This window comes from Streptomyces sp. NPDC050439 (genome assembly GCF_040655335.1).
GTDB lineage: Bacteria > Actinomycetota > Actinomycetes > Streptomycetales > Streptomycetaceae > Streptomyces.
The window spans coordinates 350,161-368,028 of sequence record NZ_JBFAJT010000009.1; the positions used below are offsets into that span (position 1 = coordinate 350,161).

Below are 17,868 nucleotides of genomic sequence, written 5' to 3' on the forward strand. Positions count from 1 at the left end.
AGGGGTCAGGGGTCAGGGTGTGAAGTTGTACTGGGTGAAGTCTTGGATGGGGTGGTAGCCGAGGCGTTGGTACAGCGCGTTGCTCGTGGGGTTGTCGGCGTCTGTGAAGAGCAGCACCTCGTCCGCGCCCGCCGCCAGCGCCGCGCGGCTCACCTCGGCGGTGACCGCGCCCGCGTAGCCCCGCCCCCGCAGGTGAGCCGGGGTGTAGACCGGGGCGACCCGGACCTGGCCCGCGACCCGGCGGGTGTTCCCCGCCATGGCAGCCGGGGTGCCGTCGGGGGTCTCCCAGAGCGTGACGCCTCCGTACGCGATCCGCGCGTCGGCCCACTCGCCGGCCCCCATCGCCCCCTTCTCCCCGAGCGCCTCATGGAACTCCCCGTGCCAGCGCACGAGCAGCTCCCGGTCGGCGTCCGTCGCGATACGCGCCCCGCCGGCCGGTGCGGGCTCGGGCGGGGTCAGCGTGCCGAGGCGGTACAGCCGCTGGGGGTAGTTGACTGCGGCGGTCGCCTTCGTCCGCCGCTGCCATGCCGACGCGAACGCAGCTGCCGTGGCGCTCTCCGCTCCCACCCCGGCCGGTTCGAGGCCCGCGTCCGCAAGTACCCCGGCCAGCGCTTCGGCAGCGGCCTCGTCTGGGAGCGGGCTCAGGGCGAGGAAGTGCGGCGGGGTCCACAGGAACGCACCGGTCACCTTGCCGGCCATGCCTGGCTTGCCGGCTCCGGCGTCCCTGTGGATTCCGAAGAGCGGGGCCCTCTCCCCGTACACATGCAGACCGCGCACCCGCAGCGTGTCGCTGACGCTGAGCAGCGCGGTGTGCACAGCAGGCGCCGAGTGCAAGAACGCCGCTGCGCGGGAGTGGAACTCGTCGAGGTCCGAGGTCAACTGCCAGCCGGCGTACGGAAAGGAAGCCATGGGCCATGATCCCCCGCACCGCACCGTCGGCAGAAGCGATTTATGGAGTACGGGGCGGAGTGCGTGCGGTACGGAGCGCGGGGCGGCCTGCGGTACGGAATACCGGGCTGCTCAGCGTCCCCTCGCCTCACACCCCCCTCCGGAACACCGGCACCGTAACCCCCTCAACGGCCCTCTCTCCCCGCCTCTCACCCCGGAACGCCACCTCAAGCGCCATCCCGATCCGCAGCTCGCCCTCCCCGCAGTCCACTATCTCCGTCATCATGCGCGGGCCCTCGGCGAGATCGACGACGGCGGCAACGTACGGGACGCGGGAGCCGAACGGCGGCAGGTCGTTCCGGTGCACCACGGACCAGGTGTAGAGCGTGGCGGCGCCGCTCGCCCGCTCCCAGGTGACGTCCTCGCTCCAGCAGTGCGGGCAGAACTCCCGCGGATAGTGGTGCGCCTTGCCGCAGCCGCCGCAGCGGCGGATCAGGAGCTGCCCCTCGGCCGCCGCGTCCCAGTAGGGGCGCGTGAAGGCATCGGGCTCGGGAACGTCGAAGCGCGGGCCCGCGACAGTAGATGAAGACAGGGGTGGGGGCGGGGACGACCCCTGCCCCGAGCCCGTAGACCCGTCGCTCCCACTCCCACTCCCACTCCCACTCCCGCTCACAAGAACAGCCCCCACACACTGTCCAACGACCACGCCTGCCACGACATCGCGAACAGCGCGACAAGCGAGATCAGCGCCATCATCGCGTTCTGCCCCTGCTCGGCCCAGTCGTGGATCATGAGGACGAGGTAGAGGAGATTGAGCAGCAGGCCGCCGACGAGCGCGACGGGGGTCAGGAAACCGACGATCAGGCCGAGGCCCAGGGCGAGTTCGGCGTACACGACGACGTACGCCATGGTCTTGGGGCGGGGCGCGACCACCGTCGAGAAGCCGCTGCGGACCGCGTTCCACTTGTGCTTCTGGGCCACGTCCGCCGCCCAGGCGATCCCCGTGCCCCGCTCGAACCAGCCCTTCTTGTCCTTGTGCCGCCAACTCTCCAGCCACCACAGGCCGAGGCCTATGCGCAGCACGGCCAGCCATTCGGCGCCGGTGAGCCAGATCGTGTCCATGCGGCGGCATCTCCCAGTCCGGTGTCCGGTACGGGTCCGGGGGCGCAGGGCGTCAGCGCCCAACCAACCCCCACGAATGGTGCGGCCATACGCGCCCGCCCCATGACGGCGCGTCAGCTCACACACTTCTGACGGTACGTCAGTTCAGCGCATGCCCGCCGCCTGCGCAAGGGGCGTACGCAAGAGGGCGTACGTCACGCGGGCCCGCCGACGTGCCGCGCTACCCATGGACGGAGGGCGCGCCGCGCATACCCGTGATCAATTCGCAACCGGTTTGGGGCTTGACCGTCCCCCATCAAGTGACCGCGTGATTACTCTCAGATTCATGGCCGACACCACTCCCCCACAAGCGCCACAACAAGACCGCCCTGTGTACGTCGTCGGCGGCGGACCCGGCGGGCTCTCCGTCGCGGCCGCGCTGCGTGCCCGCGGCGTACGCGCGGTCGTGCTCGAGAAGTCCGACCGGGTCGGCGCCTCCTGGCGCAGGCACTACGACCGCCTGCACCTGCACACGACACGCCGCCTCTCCGCCCTGCCCGGCCTGGCGATACCCCGCTCCTTCGGACGCTGGGTGTCACGTGACAACGTCCTGCGCTACCTGGAGAAGTACGCGGAGTTCCACCAGCTTGAGATCGTCACCGGCGTCGAGGTGTCCCGCCTGGAGCGCGCGGCCGACGGCAACGGCTGGCTGCTGCACGCCACCGGCGGGCGCGAGCTGACCGGCAGCGCGGTGGTGATCGCCACCGGGTACAACCACACGCCCTACGTGCCGGACTGGCCCGGCCGCGACACGTACTCGGGCGAGCTCGTGCACGCGAGCGCCTACCGCGAGCCCAGCCCATACGCCGGCAAGGACGTCCTGGTCGTGGGCGTCGGCAACACCGGCGCCGAGATCGCCGTCGACCTCGTCGCGGGCGGCGCGGCCCGCGTCCGTCTCGCGGTGCGCACCGCGCCGCACATCGTCCGCCGCTCCACGGCGGGCTGGCCCGCCCAGCGCACCGGGATCCTGTGCCGCAGGCTGCCCGTCCGGCTCGTGGACCGGCTCGCGGGGCCGATCGCGAAGGTGAGCGTCCCCGACCTGTCCGCGAAGGGGCTGTCCCGCCCGGACACGGGCCTGTACTCGCGCGTGAAGGAGGGCGCGATCCCGGTCCAGGACGTGGGTCTGATCGACGCCGTACGGAAGGGCAAGGTCGAACCGGTCGCGGCGATCGACTCCTTCGAGGACGGCAAGGTCGTCCTTGCCGACGGCACGCGGATCGGCCCCGAGGCGGTCATCGCGGCCACGGGTTACCGCCGCGCCCTCGAACCGCTCCTCGGCGACCTCGGCGTACTCGACGCGAAGGGCGCCCCGCTGGTCCGCGGCGCCCGTACGTCGAAGTCGGCCCCCGACCTGTACTTCACCGGCTTCACGAACCCCATCAGCGGAATGCTCCGGGAGATGGCCCTGGACGCGGAGAAGATCGCGAAGGCGGTGGCAAGGACACTGGGCGCGGCCCGCTAGCCGGGGCGCCCCAAAGGGCAAAGGGGCGCGGGGAACGGCACGCCCAGCCAGAACGGCCCGGCACCCGATCCTCTCCCTGGGGCCCTCGCAGACCCCCCGTGGCCGGTACTGACCCCTTCCGGAAGCCCACCCCCGGAAGGGGGAGTAGCCCCCCAGGGCACCCGGGTACTGCTAAAGGGCCGCCCCCACTTCGTGCAGCCCTGTTCCTGACACAGCGTCAGTTCAGTAATCTGACTATGCGTCAGTTGCACTGCACTGCATTGCTGTCACACAGGAGCGGGCGGACCGATGCTTGGATCGACTTACGGCACCTTCACCACCGACCCCCGCCGCGCGCGTGTTGTGGCCTGCGGCGAGGCCCCGGCACCCGCCGTCCACGGACAGGCCGCCACGGCGGACGACCTGGACGTCAGCGGACGCCCCCTGCACGCCGACATACCGGATCTGGACCGGTTCTTCCGGCCCGAGTCCGTCGCCGTCATCGGCGCGTCGGACGCCGAAGGGCGGCCGAACACCGGCATCACGCGCCAGCTCATGGACTGGGCCGAGCGGTGCGGCGCCCGGCTGCACCCCGTGCATCCCACCCGTCAGACCGTCTTCGGCACTCCCTGTTTCCCGTCCGTCGCGGACCTGCCGGAGCAGGTGGATCTGGCCGTACTCCTCGTCAGTGACCCCCTTCCGGTGATCGAGGAACTCGCCGAGTCCAAGGTGAAGTTCGCCGTCGCCTTCGCGTCCGGCTTCGCGGAGACCGGCGAGGAGGGCGCGGCCGCCCAGGCCCGCCTGGCCGCCGCCGTGGAACGCTCGGGCCTGCGGCTGCTCGGACCGAACACCAACCTCAACGCCTTCGAGAAGTTCCGCGACGACCTCGAAGGACCCGCCATCGCCCTGATCACCCAGTCCGGCCACCAGGGGCGCCCGGTCTTCACGATGCAGGAGATCGGCGTACGCCTCTCGCACTGGGCGCCCACCGGGAACGAAGCGGACCTGGAGACCTCCGACTTCATCTCCTACTTCGCCGAGCGACCCGAGGTCGGGGCCATCGCCTGTTACGTCGAGGGGCTCAAGGACGGCCGCTCCTTCCTGCTCGCCGCCGACCGCGCCGCCCAGCGCGGCGTTCCCGTCGTCGCGGTCAAGGTGGGCCGCACCGAGACCGGCGCCCGCATGGCCGCCTCACATACCGGCAAGCTCACCGGCGCCGACACGGTCGTCGACGCGGCGATGCGGCAGTACGGCGTGATCCGCGTGGACGGGCTCGACGAACTCCAGGACACGTCCGCCCTGTTGGCGCGCGCGAGGCCTCCCAAGGCCGAGGGCGTCGTCGTGTATTCGATCTCGGGCGGCACGGGCGCGCACTTCTCGGACCTGGCGACCGAGGCGGGACTGCGGCTTCCGCCGCTCTCGGACGCCAAGCAGGCGGAGCTGCACCAGTGGATACCCGACTACCTGAACGTCGCCAACCCCGTCGACAACGGCGGCCACCCGGTGGGCGACTGGCGCGGCCGGAAGATCATCGACGCGATCCTGGACGATCCGGAGGTGGGGGTGCTGATCTGCCCCATCACCGGCCCCTTCCCGCCGATGAGCGACAAGCTGGCGCAGGACCTGGTGGACGCGGCGGAGCAGACGGACAAGCTGGTGTGCGTGGTGTGGGGCTCGCCCGTCGGCACCGAGGAGGCCTACCGCACGACCCTGCTCGGCTCGTCCCGCGTCGCCACCTTCCGCACCTTCGCCAACTGCATCACGGCGGTGCGGGCCTATCTCGACCACCACCGCTTCACGACCCGCTACCGCTCCCCCTTCGCCGAGGCCCCGCGCACGGCCTCGCCGTCCTTCCGCAAGGCGCAGGCCCTGATGCGGTCCGGCAAGGAGCTGAGCGAGCACGCGGCGAAGCAGTTGCTGCGCGCGTACGGGATTCGCGTACCGCGCGAGCAGTTGGTGACCAGTGCGGCGGCGGCCGTACGGGCGGCCGGGCTCGTCGGCTACCCGGTGGTGATGAAGGCGTCCGGGGCGCGGCTCGCCCACAAGAGCGACCTGGGCCTGGTGAAGGTCGGGCTGACCTCGGCGAGCCAGGTGCGGGACGCCTATCGGGACCTGACCGACATCGCCCGCTACGAGGGCATCGCGCTGGACGGCGTGCTGGTCTGCCAGATGGTGGAGCGGGGCGTCGAGATGGTGGTGGGCGTGACGCAGGACGAGCTGTTCGGGCCGACGGTGACCGTCGGGCTCGGGGGTGTGCTCGTCGAGGTGCTGCGGGACGTGGCCGTGCGGGTGCCGCCCTTCGGGGAGGACCAAGCCCTCGCGATGCTCTCCGAACTGCGCGGGCGGCCTCTGCTCGACGGGGTGCGCGGAGGGCCGCCGGTCGATGTGGACGCGCTCGTCGAGGTGGTGCTGCGGGTCCAGCGGATGGCTCTTGAGCTGGGCGACGAGTTGTCCGAGCTGGACATCAACCCCCTGATGGTGCTGCCCCGGGGGCAGGGGGCGGTCGCCTTGGACGCCTTGGCCGTCTGCCGGTGAGCGGGCGGGGCCCGAACCGCCGCCTCGCCGCGGCCATCTCCCGGCCGCCCACCCGATCGCCCGGCAGCGCGACAAGAACGAACGGAGCCGTTCCCCCATGACAAGCACCTCCCCCGAAGCCGGAACTGATCAAACCGATCCCCTCGACTCATTGGTACTCCACGCCACTGACAACGGCGTCTCGTGGATCACGCTCAATCGGCCCGAAGCCATGAACGCCGTCACCTGGGACCAGCGCGAACGCGTCATCTCGCTCCTCGCGGACGCCTCCGCCGACCCCGGCGTGCGAGCCGTCGTCATCACCGCCACCGGCAAGGGATTCTGCGCGGGGGCGGACCTGCGCGGGGCTCCCGGCAGTGGCGCCGAACGCGTGCCGGGTGACGTGGCCCGCGTGATCAGGCTGGGCGCCCAGCGACTGATCGCCGCCGTCCTGGACTGCGAGAAGCCGGTCATCGCCGCGGTCAACGGGACCGCCGCCGGAATCGGCGCGCATCTCGCGTTCGCCTGCGATCTCGTCGTCGCCGCCGAACAGGCCAAGTTCATCGAGGTGTTCGTGCGCCGGGGCCTGGTGCCCGACGGCGGCGGCGCCTATCTCCTCCCTCGCCTCATCGGCCCGCAGCGGGCCAAGGAGCTGATGTTCTTCGGGGACTCCGTGCCGGCCGCGGACGCCGAACGGCTCGGGCTCGTCAATCGCGTCGTACCGGCGGACGAGCTGGAGAAGACGGCCCGCACCTGGGCGGAGCGCCTCGCGACCGGACCGACCCGCGCCATCGCCATGACCAAGCAACTGGTCAACGCATCCCTCGAATCGGACCGCGCCACGGCCTTCGCGGCGGAGGCGACGGCCCAGGAGATCAACATGACGACGAGAGACGCGAACGAGGGCGTAACCAGCTTCGTGGAACGCCGCACACCTTCGTACGAAGGCCGCTGACACCGCCTGCGGCCTCACAGGACCCACAGGCCCCGCGGGCCCCGGAGGCAGCCTCAGCCCTTCACCAGCTTCTCGATCTCGGGGGAGTCGGGATCGCCGGACGTCACGAACAGCTCGGGATCATCCTCCGTGCCGCCGACCATCCAGGTCTGCGATCCCCCACACCCGTCCATCTCGATGTGCACTGTGGGCCGGCCGTTGACGTCGTCGGCGCCGGTCGTCCAGGTGCCGGTCACTTCGCAGTCCGCGTATTCCGTTCCACCGAGGTCGTCGTCAGGGGAGAAGATTCCGGACTCTTCCTGCGCGCCCATCGGAACCTTCGCGAGCTCGGCGTGCCCGTCCGCCCTCAGCTCCAGTACCGCCTTGCCGCCGTCCTCGTCCCGCCACACTCCGGCGAGCTGCTCATTGCTCAGCCGCGGAGGCTCGTACTCCTTGATGAGTCCCGTTTCGGTGGCCAGAAACGCGCACAAGAGAAGCACCACGCACAGCCCCATCGAGGCGACCCCCGACCGGAACCAGATAGTGCGCAGCCGCAAGGGGCCCGCGCTCTCCCGCTTCTCCCAGTATGCGAGGCCCAGCGCCGGAAGCACCCCGGCGGACGTCCCCCACAGCATCGGCTCGACGAACGGTCCGCCCAGCGCCACGAAGAGGAGCCCCCACCCCAGGCCCGGCACCAGTTGGGCGCCGAGTACCCAGGCCCATTCGGGGGCACGTCCGGCCTTCCGCAGTGCCGCACGCCCGATGAGCGTCGCCGGAACCACCTGCACGCACGCGTGCACCAGGCCGAGGACCGGCAGGAGCAGCGGCAGGAAGAGGACCACGCAGGCCAGACCGATGGCGCCGCCCTCGGCCGCCCCGTAGGTGTCGTCGTCCAGGGAGAGCATGAAGGCGACCACCCCGGCCGCGGGCAACTGCGCGGCACACACCGCACTCGCGGCGGCCATGCCCTTGCCTGTGCCTGTGGCTGTGCTCATGCCCGCCCCCGCACCGCCCGCAGGATCGCGTGCGCTGCCTCTGCGTCCCCATCCCCGTCCCCCCACTTCATGAGCCTGAAGATACGCGGACCCGCACGCCGCCAACGCAGGGCCTTCGCCCTCTTCCAATCTGACGATCCGTCAGCTTCAATGGTTGTTGTGATGGGACATGCGGGGATGGCGGCCACCGTCGTCCGATACCTCAGGTCGGTCGGCGCGCCGACCACAAGCGGCCCGGTCGAGGCCCTTCCGCGGCCGCAGTTGCGGGCCGTCGGTGACGACGAGCGGGCGCCGCTCGGCGCGGGCGAGTACCGGCGGGTGCTCGGGAACTTCGCGACCGGCGTGACCGTTGTCACGGCACCGGCATCCGAAGGGGAGGAAGGCCCGGCGGGGTTCGCCTGTCAGTCCTTCTCCTCGCTCTCCCTCGACCCGCCCCTGGTCTCCTTCATGGTCGCGCGTACGTCGACGACGTGGCCCCGCATCGCACGCGCGGGCGTCTTCTGCGTCAACATCCTGGGCGCCGGCCAAGGAGAGCTGTGCCGCGGCTTCGCGGTGAGCGGCGCCGACAAGTTCGCGGGGGTCGTGTATGACGCGGCGCCCGTCACCGGCTCGCCCCGCCTGGCCGGCGTACCGGCCTGGGTCGACTGCACGATCCAGGCCGTGCACACCGGGGGCGACCACCTGATCGTCGTCGGCAGGGTGGACGCCGTCGGCGCCACCGACGACGGCGAACCGCTGCTCTTCCACCGGGGGAAGTTCGGCAGGCTCGCCTAGTTCGCTCAGTTCGGCACGCTCGCTTAGTTGGGCAGGCTCGCCTAGTTGGGCAGCGTCGGCTAGTTGGGCAGGTTCAGACCGTCCGCTACGTGAGTGCGGCGGGCGACCGCACGGCCGACTTCTCACCGGCCCGCCGGATCACCAGAGCCATCAGCGCCGCCGCCGCGCACAGCGCCCCCGAGGCGATCCACATCACGTCGTACGACCCGAAGGCATCGCGCACGACGCCGCCGATGACGGCCACGAGCGCGGCGCCCACCTGGTGCGAGGCGAGCACCCAGCCGAAGACGATCGCACTGTCCTCGCCATACTGTTCCCGGCACAGGGCCAGGGTCGGTGGCACGGTCGCCACCCAGTCGAGACCGTAGAAGACGATGAAGAAGATCATCGGCGGCTGCACGGTCGCATGGAGCAGCAGCGGCAGGAAGAGCAGTGAGATGCCGCGCAGCGCGTAGTACACGGCGAGCAGCCGGCGCGCGTCGAAGCGGTCCGTGAACCAGCCCGACGCGATCGTGCCCACGACGTCGAAGACGCCGATGACGGCGAGGAGCGACGCGGCCACCCTGACCGGCATGTGTTCGTCGTGCGCGGCGGGCACGAAGTGCGTCTGGATCAGGCCGTTCGTCGAGGCGCCGCAGATGGCGAAGGTCCCCGCGAGCAGCCAGAACGGCCCGGTGCGGGCCGCCTTGAACAGCACGGTGACCGCCCGCCGCGCGGCCCCCGTGGCGGGCGGCGGCTTCTCCACGAACTCCTCGGAGCCGTACGGCTTCAGACCCACGTCCGCCGGGTGGTCCCGCAGCAGCAGCCACACGAACGGCACGACGGCGAGGGCGGCCAGGGCGACGGTGACCGCGGCGGGCCGCCACTCGTGCGTGTCCACGATCCAGGAGAGCAGCGGCAGGAAGATCAGCTGGCCCGAGGCAGATGCGGCCGTCAGGATGCCGGTGACGAGTCCGCGCCGCGTGGTGAACCAGCGGTTGGTGACGGTGGCGGCGAAGGCGAGCGCCATGGACCCCGAGCCGAGCCCGACCAGCAGCCCCCAGCACAGCAGCAGCTGCCAGGCGTGCTGCATCCAGACGGTGGCTCCGGCGCCGACCGCGATCACGACGAGCGCGACCGCCACCACGCGACGGATGCCGAAGCGGTCCATCAGCGCGGCGGCGAACGGCGCGGTGAGCCCGTACAGCGCGAGGTTGATGGAGACCGCGAGGCCGATCGTGCCGCGCGACCAGTTGAACTCGTCGTGCAGCGGGTCGATGAGCAGGCCCGGCAGGGAGCGGAAGGCGGCGGCGCCGATGATCGTCACGAAGGTGACGGCGGCGACGAACCATGCCCGGTGGATACGGCGGCGGCGCCTCGGCAGCACCTCCTGGGGCGGCTCGACCGCCTGATTCACGTCTGTCTGGGTCACGACAACCAGCATCGGGATACGTCCGTGCGCGAACGAGTGGCCCGAAGGACAGCATTAGCTAGGATCGGGCCATGCCCCCATCCCACAGCGCCGCGGGAGTGCCCGCCGCCGCACGTCACCGTGTGGTGGTCCTGGCCCTGGACGGCGTCATCCCCTTCGAGTTCGGCATCCCGCAGCGGATCTTCGGCCGCGCGCGGAACGCTGACGGGGCGCGTTTGTACGAGGTCGTGACCGCCTCTGTCCGCGAGCCGGGCCCTGTGCGGACAGACGCCGACTTCTCGATCCTCGTGGAGAACGGCCCGCAGGTCATGGCCACGGCCGACACGGTCGTGATCCCCGCGTCGTACGAGCTCGGCCCGGTCTACGAGGAGGGCCGCCTGACCGGCGAACTAACGTCGGCCCTGGCGCACATCCGGCCGGGCACCCGCATGATCTCCATCTGCACGGGCGGGTACGTCCTGGCCGCCGCGGGCTATCTCGACGGCCGCACGGCGACGACGCACTGGGCGTCGGCGGAGCACTTCCAGCGGCTCTTCCCGCAGATCACGGTGGACCCCGAGGTGCTCTTCATCGACGACGGGGACGTGCTCACCTCGGCGGGTGTGGCGGCGGGCCTCGACCTCTGCCTCCATGTCGTACGCGGCGACCACGGATCGGCGGTCGCCAACGACGTCGCCCGCCGTACGGTGGTGCCGCCCCACCGGGACGGGGGTCAGGCCCAGTACATCGAACGCCCCGTCCCGGAGCCCCAGTTCGCGACGACGACGTCCGCGCGGGCGTGGGCGCTGGCCCGCCTCCACGAGCCGATCCAGCTCCGGGACATGGCGGACCAGGAGTCCATGTCCGTACGCACCTTCACGCGCCGTTTCCGCGAGGAGGTGGGCATCAGCCCCGGCCAGTGGCTCGCACAGCAGCGGGTCGAGCGGGCCCGGCATCTCCTGGAGTCGAGCGATCTCTCCGTGGACCGGATCGCGCGGGGCGCGGGCTTCGGTACGGCGCAGTCGATGCGGGGGCACTTGCAGGCGGCTCTGGGGGTGACCCCTACCGCCTACCGCCGCACGTTCCGCGCCGGAGCGTTCCCCGGGACCGGGCGGTGACCCCGGGGTGCCCCCCTACCGAACAAGCCTTTTACCGAACAAGCCTTTCCCGCCCACCCACCCGATTACCCCGCACCACCACCTGTACGAGCAGACCAACCCCCTCTCAGAACGTCAGCACCCCCCGCGCCACCCGCCCCGCCTCCGCGTCCCCCACCGCCTTCGTGAAGTCCTCCACCGGGTACGTCTCCGTCACCAGTTCGTCGAGGAGCAGGCGTCCCGTCCGGTACAGCTCCGCGTACAGGGCGAAGTCCCGTTGCGGGCGGGCCGAGCCGTAGCGGCAGCCCAGGATCGACTTGTCCAGGAACAGGGACGACACCAGGAACGACGCCTCGGCCGTGGCCGGCGGCACCCCGAGGAGGATCGCCTGGCCGTGCCGGTCCAGGAGGTCGATCGCCTGGCGGATCAGCTCGACCCGGCCCACGCACTCGAAGACGTGGTCCGCTCCCGTCGGCAGCAGCTCCCGCACACCCTCCGCCTGCGCCGACGAGAAGAAGTGCGTCGCGCCGAACTGCCGCGCCATCGGCTCCTTCGCGGGGTTCGCGTCGACCGCCACGATCCGCGTCGCACCGGCGATCCTCGCCCCCTGGAGCACGTTCAGGCCGATGCCACCGGTCCCGATCACCACGACGCTGTCCCCGCGGTCGACCTTGGCCCGGTTGAGCGCGGCGCCGACCCCCGTCACCACCCCGCAGCCGATCAGCGCGGCCGACGTCAGCGGAATGTCCTCCGGGATCTTCACGGCCTGCACGGCCTTCACCACCGTGCGTTCCGCGAACGCGGAGTTCGCAGCGAACTGGTAAATGGGCTCGCCGCCCCGCGAGAACGGCTGGTCCGGCATCCCGATCGCGCGCCGGCACATCGTCGGCCGCCCCCGGTTGCACTCCCCGCACGCCCCGCAGCTCGCGATGGTCGACAGGGCCACGTGGTCACCGGCCGCCACATGGGTCACCCCCGCGCCGACCGCCTCCACCACCCCCGCCCCTTCGTGCCCGAGCACCACCGGCGAGGGGAAGGGGATGGTCCCGTCGATCACGGAGAGGTCGCTGTGGCACAGGCCGGCGGCCTTGACGGCGACCAGTACCTCCCCCGGCCCCGGGTCCCGTATCTCCAGGTCGTCGACGACCTCGACCCTGCTCCCCTCGGCCCTGCTCCTGTCGAAAACGACACCCCTCATCGCGACTCCCTCGGCAGGCCGAGCACACGCTCGGCGATGATGTTCCGCTGAATCTCGTCCGAGCCGCCATAGATGGTGTCGGCCCGCGTGAAGAGGAAGAGCCGCTGCAGCGCGTCGAGTTCGTAGGGCGCGTCCTCGCTCCAGTCCCCCGGGCCGACCGCCCCCGCGGCCCCCCGCACCGCCATGGCCAGCTCACCCAACCGCTGATGCCACCCGCCCCACAGCAGCTTGGCCACACTCGGCGCGCCCGCACCCGCACCCGCCCCTACGTCAGCGCCGCCGCCGCCCGAACTCCCCAACGTACGCAGCGCGTTCCACCGCATGACCCGCAACTCCGCCCACTGCCGTACGAGCCGGTCCCGCAGCACCGGGTCTTCGACGGCGCCGCTCGCGACGGCCTCCCGGACGACGCCTCCCAGTTCCTCCGCGAAGCCGATCTGCTGCACGAGCGTGGAGACGCCCCGCTCGAAGCCGAGCAGGCCCATGGCGACGCGCCACCCGTTGCCTGCGCCGCCCACCACGTGCGAGGCACGCGCTTCCGCCCCGTCGAAGAAGACCTCGTTGAACTCGCTCGTTCCCGTCAACTGCCGTATGGGCCGCACCTCGACGCGGCCCGGCTGGTCCATCGGCAGCAGCAGGAAGGAGATTCCCCGGTGGCCGACGGACCCCGCCTCCGTCCGCGCGAGGACGAAGCACCAGTCCGCCTCGTGCGCGAGGGAGGTCCAGATCTTCTGCCCGGTGACGCGGTACACCTCGCCGTCCCGCACCGCCGAGGTCCGCAGCCCCGCCAGGTCCGATCCGGCCCCGGGCTCGCTGTAGCCCTGGCACCACAGGGCCTCGCCGCGCGCGATGGGCGGCAGGAACTCGTCCCGCTGCTCCTGTGTGCCGTACGCAAGGAGTGTGGGGGCCAGCAGGTTCTCGCCGATGTGGCCGTAGCGTCCGGGCGCCCGCACACGCGCGTACTCCTCGGCCCAGACGACCTGCTGCGTCAGCGTCGCCCGCCGATTCCCGTACGCACCACGGCCCGAGCCCGAGCCCGACCCCGAGCCCGCACCGCCACTCGCACCCCCATCCGTCTCCCACCCGAGGCCGATCCACCCGCCCCGCCCCAACTCCCGCTCCCACGCCCGCCTTTCCGCGGCGCCCTCATGCTCGCTGCCGGGCCCGCCACGCCCCGTCGCCCCGGCGAACACCCCCGTCAGGTGCTCGCCGAGCCACGCCCGTGCCTCCGCCCGGAACTCCTCGTCCTGCGGCCCGAATCCGAACTCCACCGCCCGGCCCGCCCCGCCTACGCGTTCGGCCGGTCTTTGGCGGCCGCGGCCTTCGCCATCGCCTCCAGCTGGGCCAGCATCGGCATCGGGTCGACCCCCACCGTCCCGGGCAGGAAGTCGGCGATCTTCTCCGGGGTCCAGCCGCCCTCGACATACCCGGCACGCAGCTCACGGGGCTGGGCCCAGACGGCGATCTTCGGGCCGGCGACCGTGTAGACCTGCCCGGTGATCTTCTCCTCCCGGGCCCGCTCGCTCAGCAGATACGTGACCAGCGCGGCCACGTCCTCCGGCTCCCCGATCTCCTTCAGCTCCATGGGCACGTTGGCCGACATCCGCGTGCGCGCGACGGGAGCCACCGCGTTCGCCGTCACGCCGTACTTGTTCAGGCCGAGGGCCGCGCTGCGCACCAGCGAGATGATGCCGCCCTTGGCCGCGCTGTAGTTGGCCTGGGCGACGGAACCCTGGTGGTTGCCGCTGGTGAAGCCGATCAGTGTGCCCGTGCCCTGCTTGCGCATGACCGCCGACGCGGCCCTGAAGACGGTGAACGTGCCCTTCAGGTGCGTGGCGACCACCGGGTCCCACTCCTGCTCGGACATGTTGAACAGCATCCGCTCGCGCAGGATGCCGGCCACGCAGACCACGCCGTCGATGCGCCCGTACTGGGCGAGCGCGATGTCGACGATGCGCTGCCCGCCCGCCATGGTGGAGATGTCGTCGGCGACGGCCACGGCTTCGCCGCCCGCCGCCTGGATCTCCTTGACCACCCCGTCGGCTATCTCGCTGGCCGGTTCCGCGCCCTCCATGGAGACGCCGTAGTCGTTCACGACGACCTTCGCCCCCTCGGCCGCGGCGGCGAGCGCGACCGCTCTGCCGATGCCGCGCCCGGCACCGGTCACAGCCACCACCTTGCCTGCCAAGAAGTTCCCCACGTCCGGCCCCTTCCCGCGGTTTCTGACGGACCGTTAGATTCTATGACCCGTCAGATACCCGAAGACAAGACCCGGGGAGGACCCATGTCAGACTCGGCACCCACCGGCCCGGCATCCACAGGCGCCGCGCGACCGACCGGATCAGCCCTGCCGCCCGAGTTCTTCGACATCGCCAAACGCGTGAACAACTGGGGCCGTTGGGGTGCCGACGACGAGATCGGCACGCTCAACCTCATCACCGACGAAGTCGTCCGTGAGGCCGCCGCGTCCATCCGCACCGGGCGCCGCGTCGCGCTCGCGCTGCCCCTCAAGGAGGACGGCGTCCAGACGGGCCTGATACCGGGCCGGGTCAACCCCCTCCACTCGATGGTGCAGATCAACCAGGAGCTCTTCGGCCCCGGCACGGTCGCCACCAGCGACGACGCGGTCACGATGGGCCTGCAGGCGGCCACCCACTGGGACGCGCTCACCCACGTGTCGCACTCGGGAAAGATCTACAACGGCCGCCCCGCGGACACCATCACCGCTCACACCCGCGCGCAGTTCAGCGGCATCGACAAGGTGCCGCACCTCGTCTCGCGCGGTGTGCTCCTTGACGTCGCCCGCGCCAAGGGCGTGGACCGGCTGCCCGGCGATCACGCGGTCACCCCCGAAGATCTCGCGGAGGCCGAGGAGTTCGCGGGGCTCACCGTCCGTGCCGGTGACATCGTCCTCGTACGCACGGGGCAGATCCAGACGTTTCTGGCGGGCGACAAGCACGCGTACGGGTATCCGTCCCCCGGACTCTCGGTGCGCACCCCGGAGTGGTTCCACGCGCGCGATGTCGCGGCGGTCGCCAACGACACCCTCACCTTCGAGATCTTCCCGCCGGAGATCGAGAACCTCTGGCTGCCCGTACACGCGCTCGACCTGGTGGAGATGGGGATGCTGCAGGGCCAGAACTGGAATCTGGAAAAGTTGTCCACAGCCTGTGCAGAAGTTTCCCGCTACAGCTTCCTTCTCTCCGCGATGCCCGAGCCGTTCGTCGGCGGCACGGGGACGCCGGTCGCGCCGGTCGCGGTGCTGTGAGCTTTCCGAACCTTCCGTGAGCCTTCGGATGGCGGCGCCCCGGGCCCCGCCCCGAGCGCGTTGCCGCGCGCGCCGCCATCCGGCTCCGGCGCCCTGGTCCTGCCCTACTCGGCCACGAAGGGACCGACGCCGACGGCGACTCACATCTCGCCGAGGTCCGGGTCACAGGTCACCGTCCCTCGACGTCCCCTCGCGGCGAATCGCTGCACATAAGCGTGATCAATCGGACACGGTACGTCAACACCCGTCCGGTGATTAATGAATTATGCCGCTTATGTACTGGCCGCGCACGGCCGCGCATCGTGGCACGTGACGGCGCATGCGGGCGCCCGGGGCCGCCGTGCGGGGCTCCGGACCGTCAGGCGGGGCTCAGACCGCCTCGTACGCCACGTCCTCGTAGGTCGTCCCGTCGAACGCGACCGCCGCGATCCCCGGCTCGCACCGGTCCACCTCGCACCAGATGCTCTTTCCCGCACCTTCGGCCTGCCAGCCCCATCGGTCGGCGAGGCCGTCGACGAGTTCCAGGCCCCGGCCGTTGGTGGCGTCACCGTCGGCGTGCCGCTGCTTGGGCGGACGCGCGCTGGTGTCGGCGACCTCGACCCTGACCGTGCCCGCCGCCGTGCCCGCTCCCGCCTCGGCGGCCGCGTCGGGCAGGTCCGGGAGGTCGGGGAGCCGCATGCGCAGCACGGCCGGACAGCCCGTGTGCACCACCGCGTTGGTGACCAGCTCCGAGATCAGCAGGATCAGCGTCTCGGCCAGTGGCTCGTCGGCCCCTATCCCGGAACCGGCGAGCCGCGAGCGCGCCCACCTTCGGGCCCGCCCCACCTCTGCGGGGTCCGGCCTGACCTCCAGCTGAACTTGAAGCACCTGCACCGCTCACACCATCCGAACCGGCGGACACATCGCCTCGCGACTCCACGGGGTCACGGAACGTGATCCCCTTGAGAGACAGCATGGTTGACGTTCAGTCACCCCAACAAGCGCTTCAGGCATATTCCAGCGCGAAGGAGTACGCGTGCGGCATACTGTGCGACGCGCGCTGCGGGGGGTCGAACAGGTGGGCATGAAGCCCCTTCCTGCACTGCGAGCGGCATGCATCGTCGGCTCCGGCGCCGCCTCAGGGGCAGCACCGGGATGGCTCGACCTCAGAACCACTCGCATCTGACACAAGGTACCGGAGCGGAAGCCCGACTCCGTGCCGTGACGAGTCACGCATAGGACACAACCCGGTATCGACGCTCCCGTATCGACGCTCAGTAGCCTCCCCCCACTTCGGGGACTTCACAAGTCGATCACCCTGCGCTCCCCCGTGGGGCTCACAAGGCCGCCGCCAGCTCCTCCTCGGCCCGCGCGGCCGACTGCCCGAGACCGGCCCGCACCCAGGCCCGCTTCAGATGCAGATGTACGTCGGCCTCCCAGGTGAAGCCCATGCCGCCGTGCACCTGGAGACAGTCGCGCGCGCCGCGCACCGCCGCATCGTCGGCGAGCAGCTTGGCCGCCGCGATCTCCATGGGGTCACCGGTGACCGACGCCGCGTACACGGCGGCGCGGGCGACCTCCGTGCGGACGAGCATCTGCGCGCAGAGGTGCTTGACGGCCTGGAAGGACCCGATGGAACGGCCGAATTGGGTACGTTCCCGGGCATAGCGGACCGCCGTCTCGCAGGTCCGGCCCGCGCTGCCGAGTTGTTCCGCCGCGAGCAGCAGGTCCGCCTCCGAGGGCTCCGGGGCCTCCGGGGCCGTCGCACCGTCCGCCCGTTCACCCGGCACCCGGTGCAGCGGCGTCAGCGGGTCGACCGATCGCAGCGCGACGGCCCCGGAGGCATCGCCGCGGACCACGTCCGCCTCCTCCAGCCAGGGGACGAGGCCCCCGGACACGGCCGTCACCACGGTCGTCCCCTGGGCCGCTCCCTGGACGTCGGACGCCGCGAGGAACGTGGCCACCAGCGGCCCGGGGAGCAGCGCGCGCCCCGCCTCCTCGAACGCCAGGACCGCTTCGGGAAGTCCGAGTCCGACCCCGCCCTCCGCCTCCGGCATCCGCAGCGAGAAGAACCCGGCGTCCCCGAGTTCCCGCCACAGGGTCCGGTCCAGCGAGGGCGTCCCGGAGTCCGCGGCCTCCCGCAGCGCGGCCCCGTCGAACCGCCCCTCCAGGAGGTCGCGCACGCCGTCCCGCAACGCCACCTGATCTTGCGTGAGTTGGAAGTCCACG

At 71.3% G+C, this 17,868-nt stretch carries 16 protein-coding genes; 6 read left to right on the forward strand and 10 right to left on the reverse strand.

Annotated elements, in window-relative coordinates:
• Positions 1 to 12: 12 nt before the first annotated feature.
• From AB0I66_RS33995 to AB0I66_RS34005, 3 genes are all read right to left on the reverse strand, one after another.
• Positions 13 to 909: a GNAT family N-acetyltransferase gene (locus tag AB0I66_RS33995; protein WP_363211846.1), complete on the reverse strand. Its 897-nt coding sequence runs from the start codon at positions 907 to 909 to the stop codon at positions 13 to 15.
• A 127-nt stretch (positions 910 to 1,036) separates the two neighbouring features.
• A complete protein-coding gene (locus AB0I66_RS34000) occupies positions 1,037 to 1,480 on the reverse strand; it encodes a Zn-ribbon domain-containing OB-fold protein (protein WP_363211980.1) in 444 nt (147 codons plus the stop codon).
• 77 nt (positions 1,481 to 1,557) lie between these two features.
• Positions 1,558 to 2,010 carry a DoxX family membrane protein gene (locus tag AB0I66_RS34005; protein ID WP_363211847.1) on the reverse strand — a complete coding sequence of 151 codons (453 nt, stop codon included), beginning with the start codon at positions 2,008 to 2,010 and terminating at the stop codon, positions 1,558 to 1,560.
• Positions 2,011 to 2,335: 325 nt separating this feature from the next.
• Between AB0I66_RS34005 and AB0I66_RS34010 the strand changes: the two genes are divergently transcribed.
• The 3 genes from AB0I66_RS34010 to AB0I66_RS34020 all read left to right on the forward strand — a co-directional run bounded on the left by AB0I66_RS34010 (position 2,336) and on the right by AB0I66_RS34020 (position 6,959).
• A complete protein-coding gene (locus AB0I66_RS34010) occupies positions 2,336 to 3,511 on the forward strand; it encodes an NAD(P)/FAD-dependent oxidoreductase (protein WP_363211848.1) in 1,176 nt (391 codons plus the stop codon).
• Between the two features lie 288 nt (positions 3,512 to 3,799).
• Entirely contained in the window at positions 3,800 to 6,025 is a 2,226-nt protein-coding gene (locus AB0I66_RS34015; RefSeq protein WP_363211849.1) for an acetate--CoA ligase family protein, read from the forward strand.
• Positions 6,026 to 6,122: 97 nt separating this feature from the next.
• Positions 6,123 to 6,959, forward strand: a complete 837-nt coding sequence (locus AB0I66_RS34020; protein WP_363211850.1) for an enoyl-CoA hydratase-related protein — start codon at positions 6,123 to 6,125, stop codon at positions 6,957 to 6,959.
• A gap of 53 nt (positions 6,960 to 7,012) precedes the next feature.
• Here AB0I66_RS34020 and AB0I66_RS34025 read toward each other — a convergent pair whose 3' ends face one another.
• Positions 7,013 to 7,933: a hypothetical protein gene (locus AB0I66_RS34025; RefSeq protein ID WP_363211851.1), complete on the reverse strand. Its 921-nt coding sequence runs from the start codon at positions 7,931 to 7,933 to the stop codon at positions 7,013 to 7,015.
• 162 nt (positions 7,934 to 8,095) lie between these two features.
• Here AB0I66_RS34025 and AB0I66_RS34030 point away from each other — a divergent pair, with 162 nt between their 5' ends.
• Positions 8,096 to 8,707 (forward strand): flavin reductase family protein, encoded by a 612-nt coding sequence (locus AB0I66_RS34030; protein WP_363211852.1) that lies wholly within the window; start codon positions 8,096 to 8,098, stop codon positions 8,705 to 8,707.
• Between the two features lie 85 nt (positions 8,708 to 8,792).
• Here AB0I66_RS34030 and AB0I66_RS34035 read toward each other — a convergent pair whose 3' ends face one another.
• On the reverse strand, positions 8,793 to 10,130 hold the full coding sequence (locus AB0I66_RS34035; protein ID WP_363211853.1) for an MFS transporter: 1,338 nt from the start codon (positions 10,128 to 10,130) through the stop codon (positions 8,793 to 8,795).
• Between the two features lie 59 nt (positions 10,131 to 10,189).
• Between AB0I66_RS34035 and AB0I66_RS34040 the strand changes: the two genes are divergently transcribed.
• Positions 10,190 to 11,215: a helix-turn-helix domain-containing protein gene (locus AB0I66_RS34040; protein ID WP_363211854.1), complete on the forward strand. Its 1,026-nt coding sequence runs from the start codon at positions 10,190 to 10,192 to the stop codon at positions 11,213 to 11,215.
• Between the two features lie 106 nt (positions 11,216 to 11,321).
• Here AB0I66_RS34040 and AB0I66_RS34045 read toward each other — a convergent pair whose 3' ends face one another.
• From AB0I66_RS34045 to AB0I66_RS34055, 3 genes are read right to left on the reverse strand one after another with little or no spacing between them, the layout of a single operon-like run.
• Entirely contained in the window at positions 11,322 to 12,392 is a 1,071-nt protein-coding gene (locus tag AB0I66_RS34045) for a Zn-dependent alcohol dehydrogenase (protein WP_363211855.1), read from the reverse strand.
• On the reverse strand, positions 12,389 to 13,663 hold the full coding sequence (locus AB0I66_RS34050) for an acyl-CoA dehydrogenase family protein (RefSeq protein WP_363211856.1): 1,275 nt from the start codon (positions 13,661 to 13,663) through the stop codon (positions 12,389 to 12,391). The genes AB0I66_RS34045 and AB0I66_RS34050 overlap by 4 nt, the downstream gene beginning before the upstream one ends.
• Positions 13,664 to 13,680: 17 nt before the next feature.
• Positions 13,681 to 14,592, reverse strand: a complete 912-nt coding sequence (locus AB0I66_RS34055; RefSeq protein ID WP_363211857.1) for an SDR family NAD(P)-dependent oxidoreductase — start codon at positions 14,590 to 14,592, stop codon at positions 13,681 to 13,683.
• Positions 14,593 to 14,676: 84 nt separating this feature from the next.
• On the opposite strand from AB0I66_RS34055, the gene AB0I66_RS34060 reads away from it, so the two are divergent.
• Positions 14,677 to 15,660: a cyclase family protein gene (locus tag AB0I66_RS34060; RefSeq protein WP_363211858.1), complete on the forward strand. Its 984-nt coding sequence runs from the start codon at positions 14,677 to 14,679 to the stop codon at positions 15,658 to 15,660.
• Positions 15,661 to 16,029: 369 nt separating this feature from the next.
• On the opposite strand, the gene AB0I66_RS34065 is transcribed toward AB0I66_RS34060, so the two are convergent.
• A complete protein-coding gene (locus AB0I66_RS34065) occupies positions 16,030 to 16,533 on the reverse strand; it encodes an ATP-binding protein (protein ID WP_363211859.1) in 504 nt (167 codons plus the stop codon).
• Positions 16,534 to 16,976: 443 nt separating this feature from the next.
• Entirely contained in the window at positions 16,977 to 17,867 is an 891-nt protein-coding gene (locus tag AB0I66_RS34070; protein ID WP_363211860.1) for an acyl-CoA dehydrogenase family protein, read from the reverse strand.
• Position 17,868 lies beyond the last annotated feature (1 nt).

Coding starts and splice junctions, on each gene's coding strand:
- AB0I66_RS34045 (WP_363211855.1), bottom strand. CDS start 12,392: ATGAGGGGTGTCGTTTTCGACAGGAGCAGGGCCGAGGGGAGCAGGGTC.
- AB0I66_RS34040 (WP_363211854.1), top strand. CDS start 10,190: ATGCCCCCATCCCACAGCGCCGCGGGAGTGCCCGCCGCCGCACGTCAC.
- AB0I66_RS34005 (WP_363211847.1), bottom strand. CDS start 2,010: ATGGACACGATCTGGCTCACCGGCGCCGAATGGCTGGCCGTGCTGCGC.
- AB0I66_RS34030 (WP_363211852.1), top strand. CDS start 8,096: ATGGGACATGCGGGGATGGCGGCCACCGTCGTCCGATACCTCAGGTCG.
- AB0I66_RS33995 (WP_363211846.1), bottom strand. CDS start 909: ATGGCTTCCTTTCCGTACGCCGGCTGGCAGTTGACCTCGGACCTCGAC.
- AB0I66_RS34025 (WP_363211851.1), bottom strand. CDS start 7,933: ATGAGCACAGCCACAGGCACAGGCAAGGGCATGGCCGCCGCGAGTGCG.
- AB0I66_RS34035 (WP_363211853.1), bottom strand. CDS start 10,130: ATGCTGGTTGTCGTGACCCAGACAGACGTGAATCAGGCGGTCGAGCCG.
- AB0I66_RS34015 (WP_363211849.1), top strand. CDS start 3,800: ATGCTTGGATCGACTTACGGCACCTTCACCACCGACCCCCGCCGCGCG.
- AB0I66_RS34060 (WP_363211858.1), top strand. CDS start 14,677: ATGTCAGACTCGGCACCCACCGGCCCGGCATCCACAGGCGCCGCGCGA.
- AB0I66_RS34010 (WP_363211848.1), top strand. CDS start 2,336: ATGGCCGACACCACTCCCCCACAAGCGCCACAACAAGACCGCCCTGTG.
- AB0I66_RS34020 (WP_363211850.1), top strand. CDS start 6,123: ATGACAAGCACCTCCCCCGAAGCCGGAACTGATCAAACCGATCCCCTC.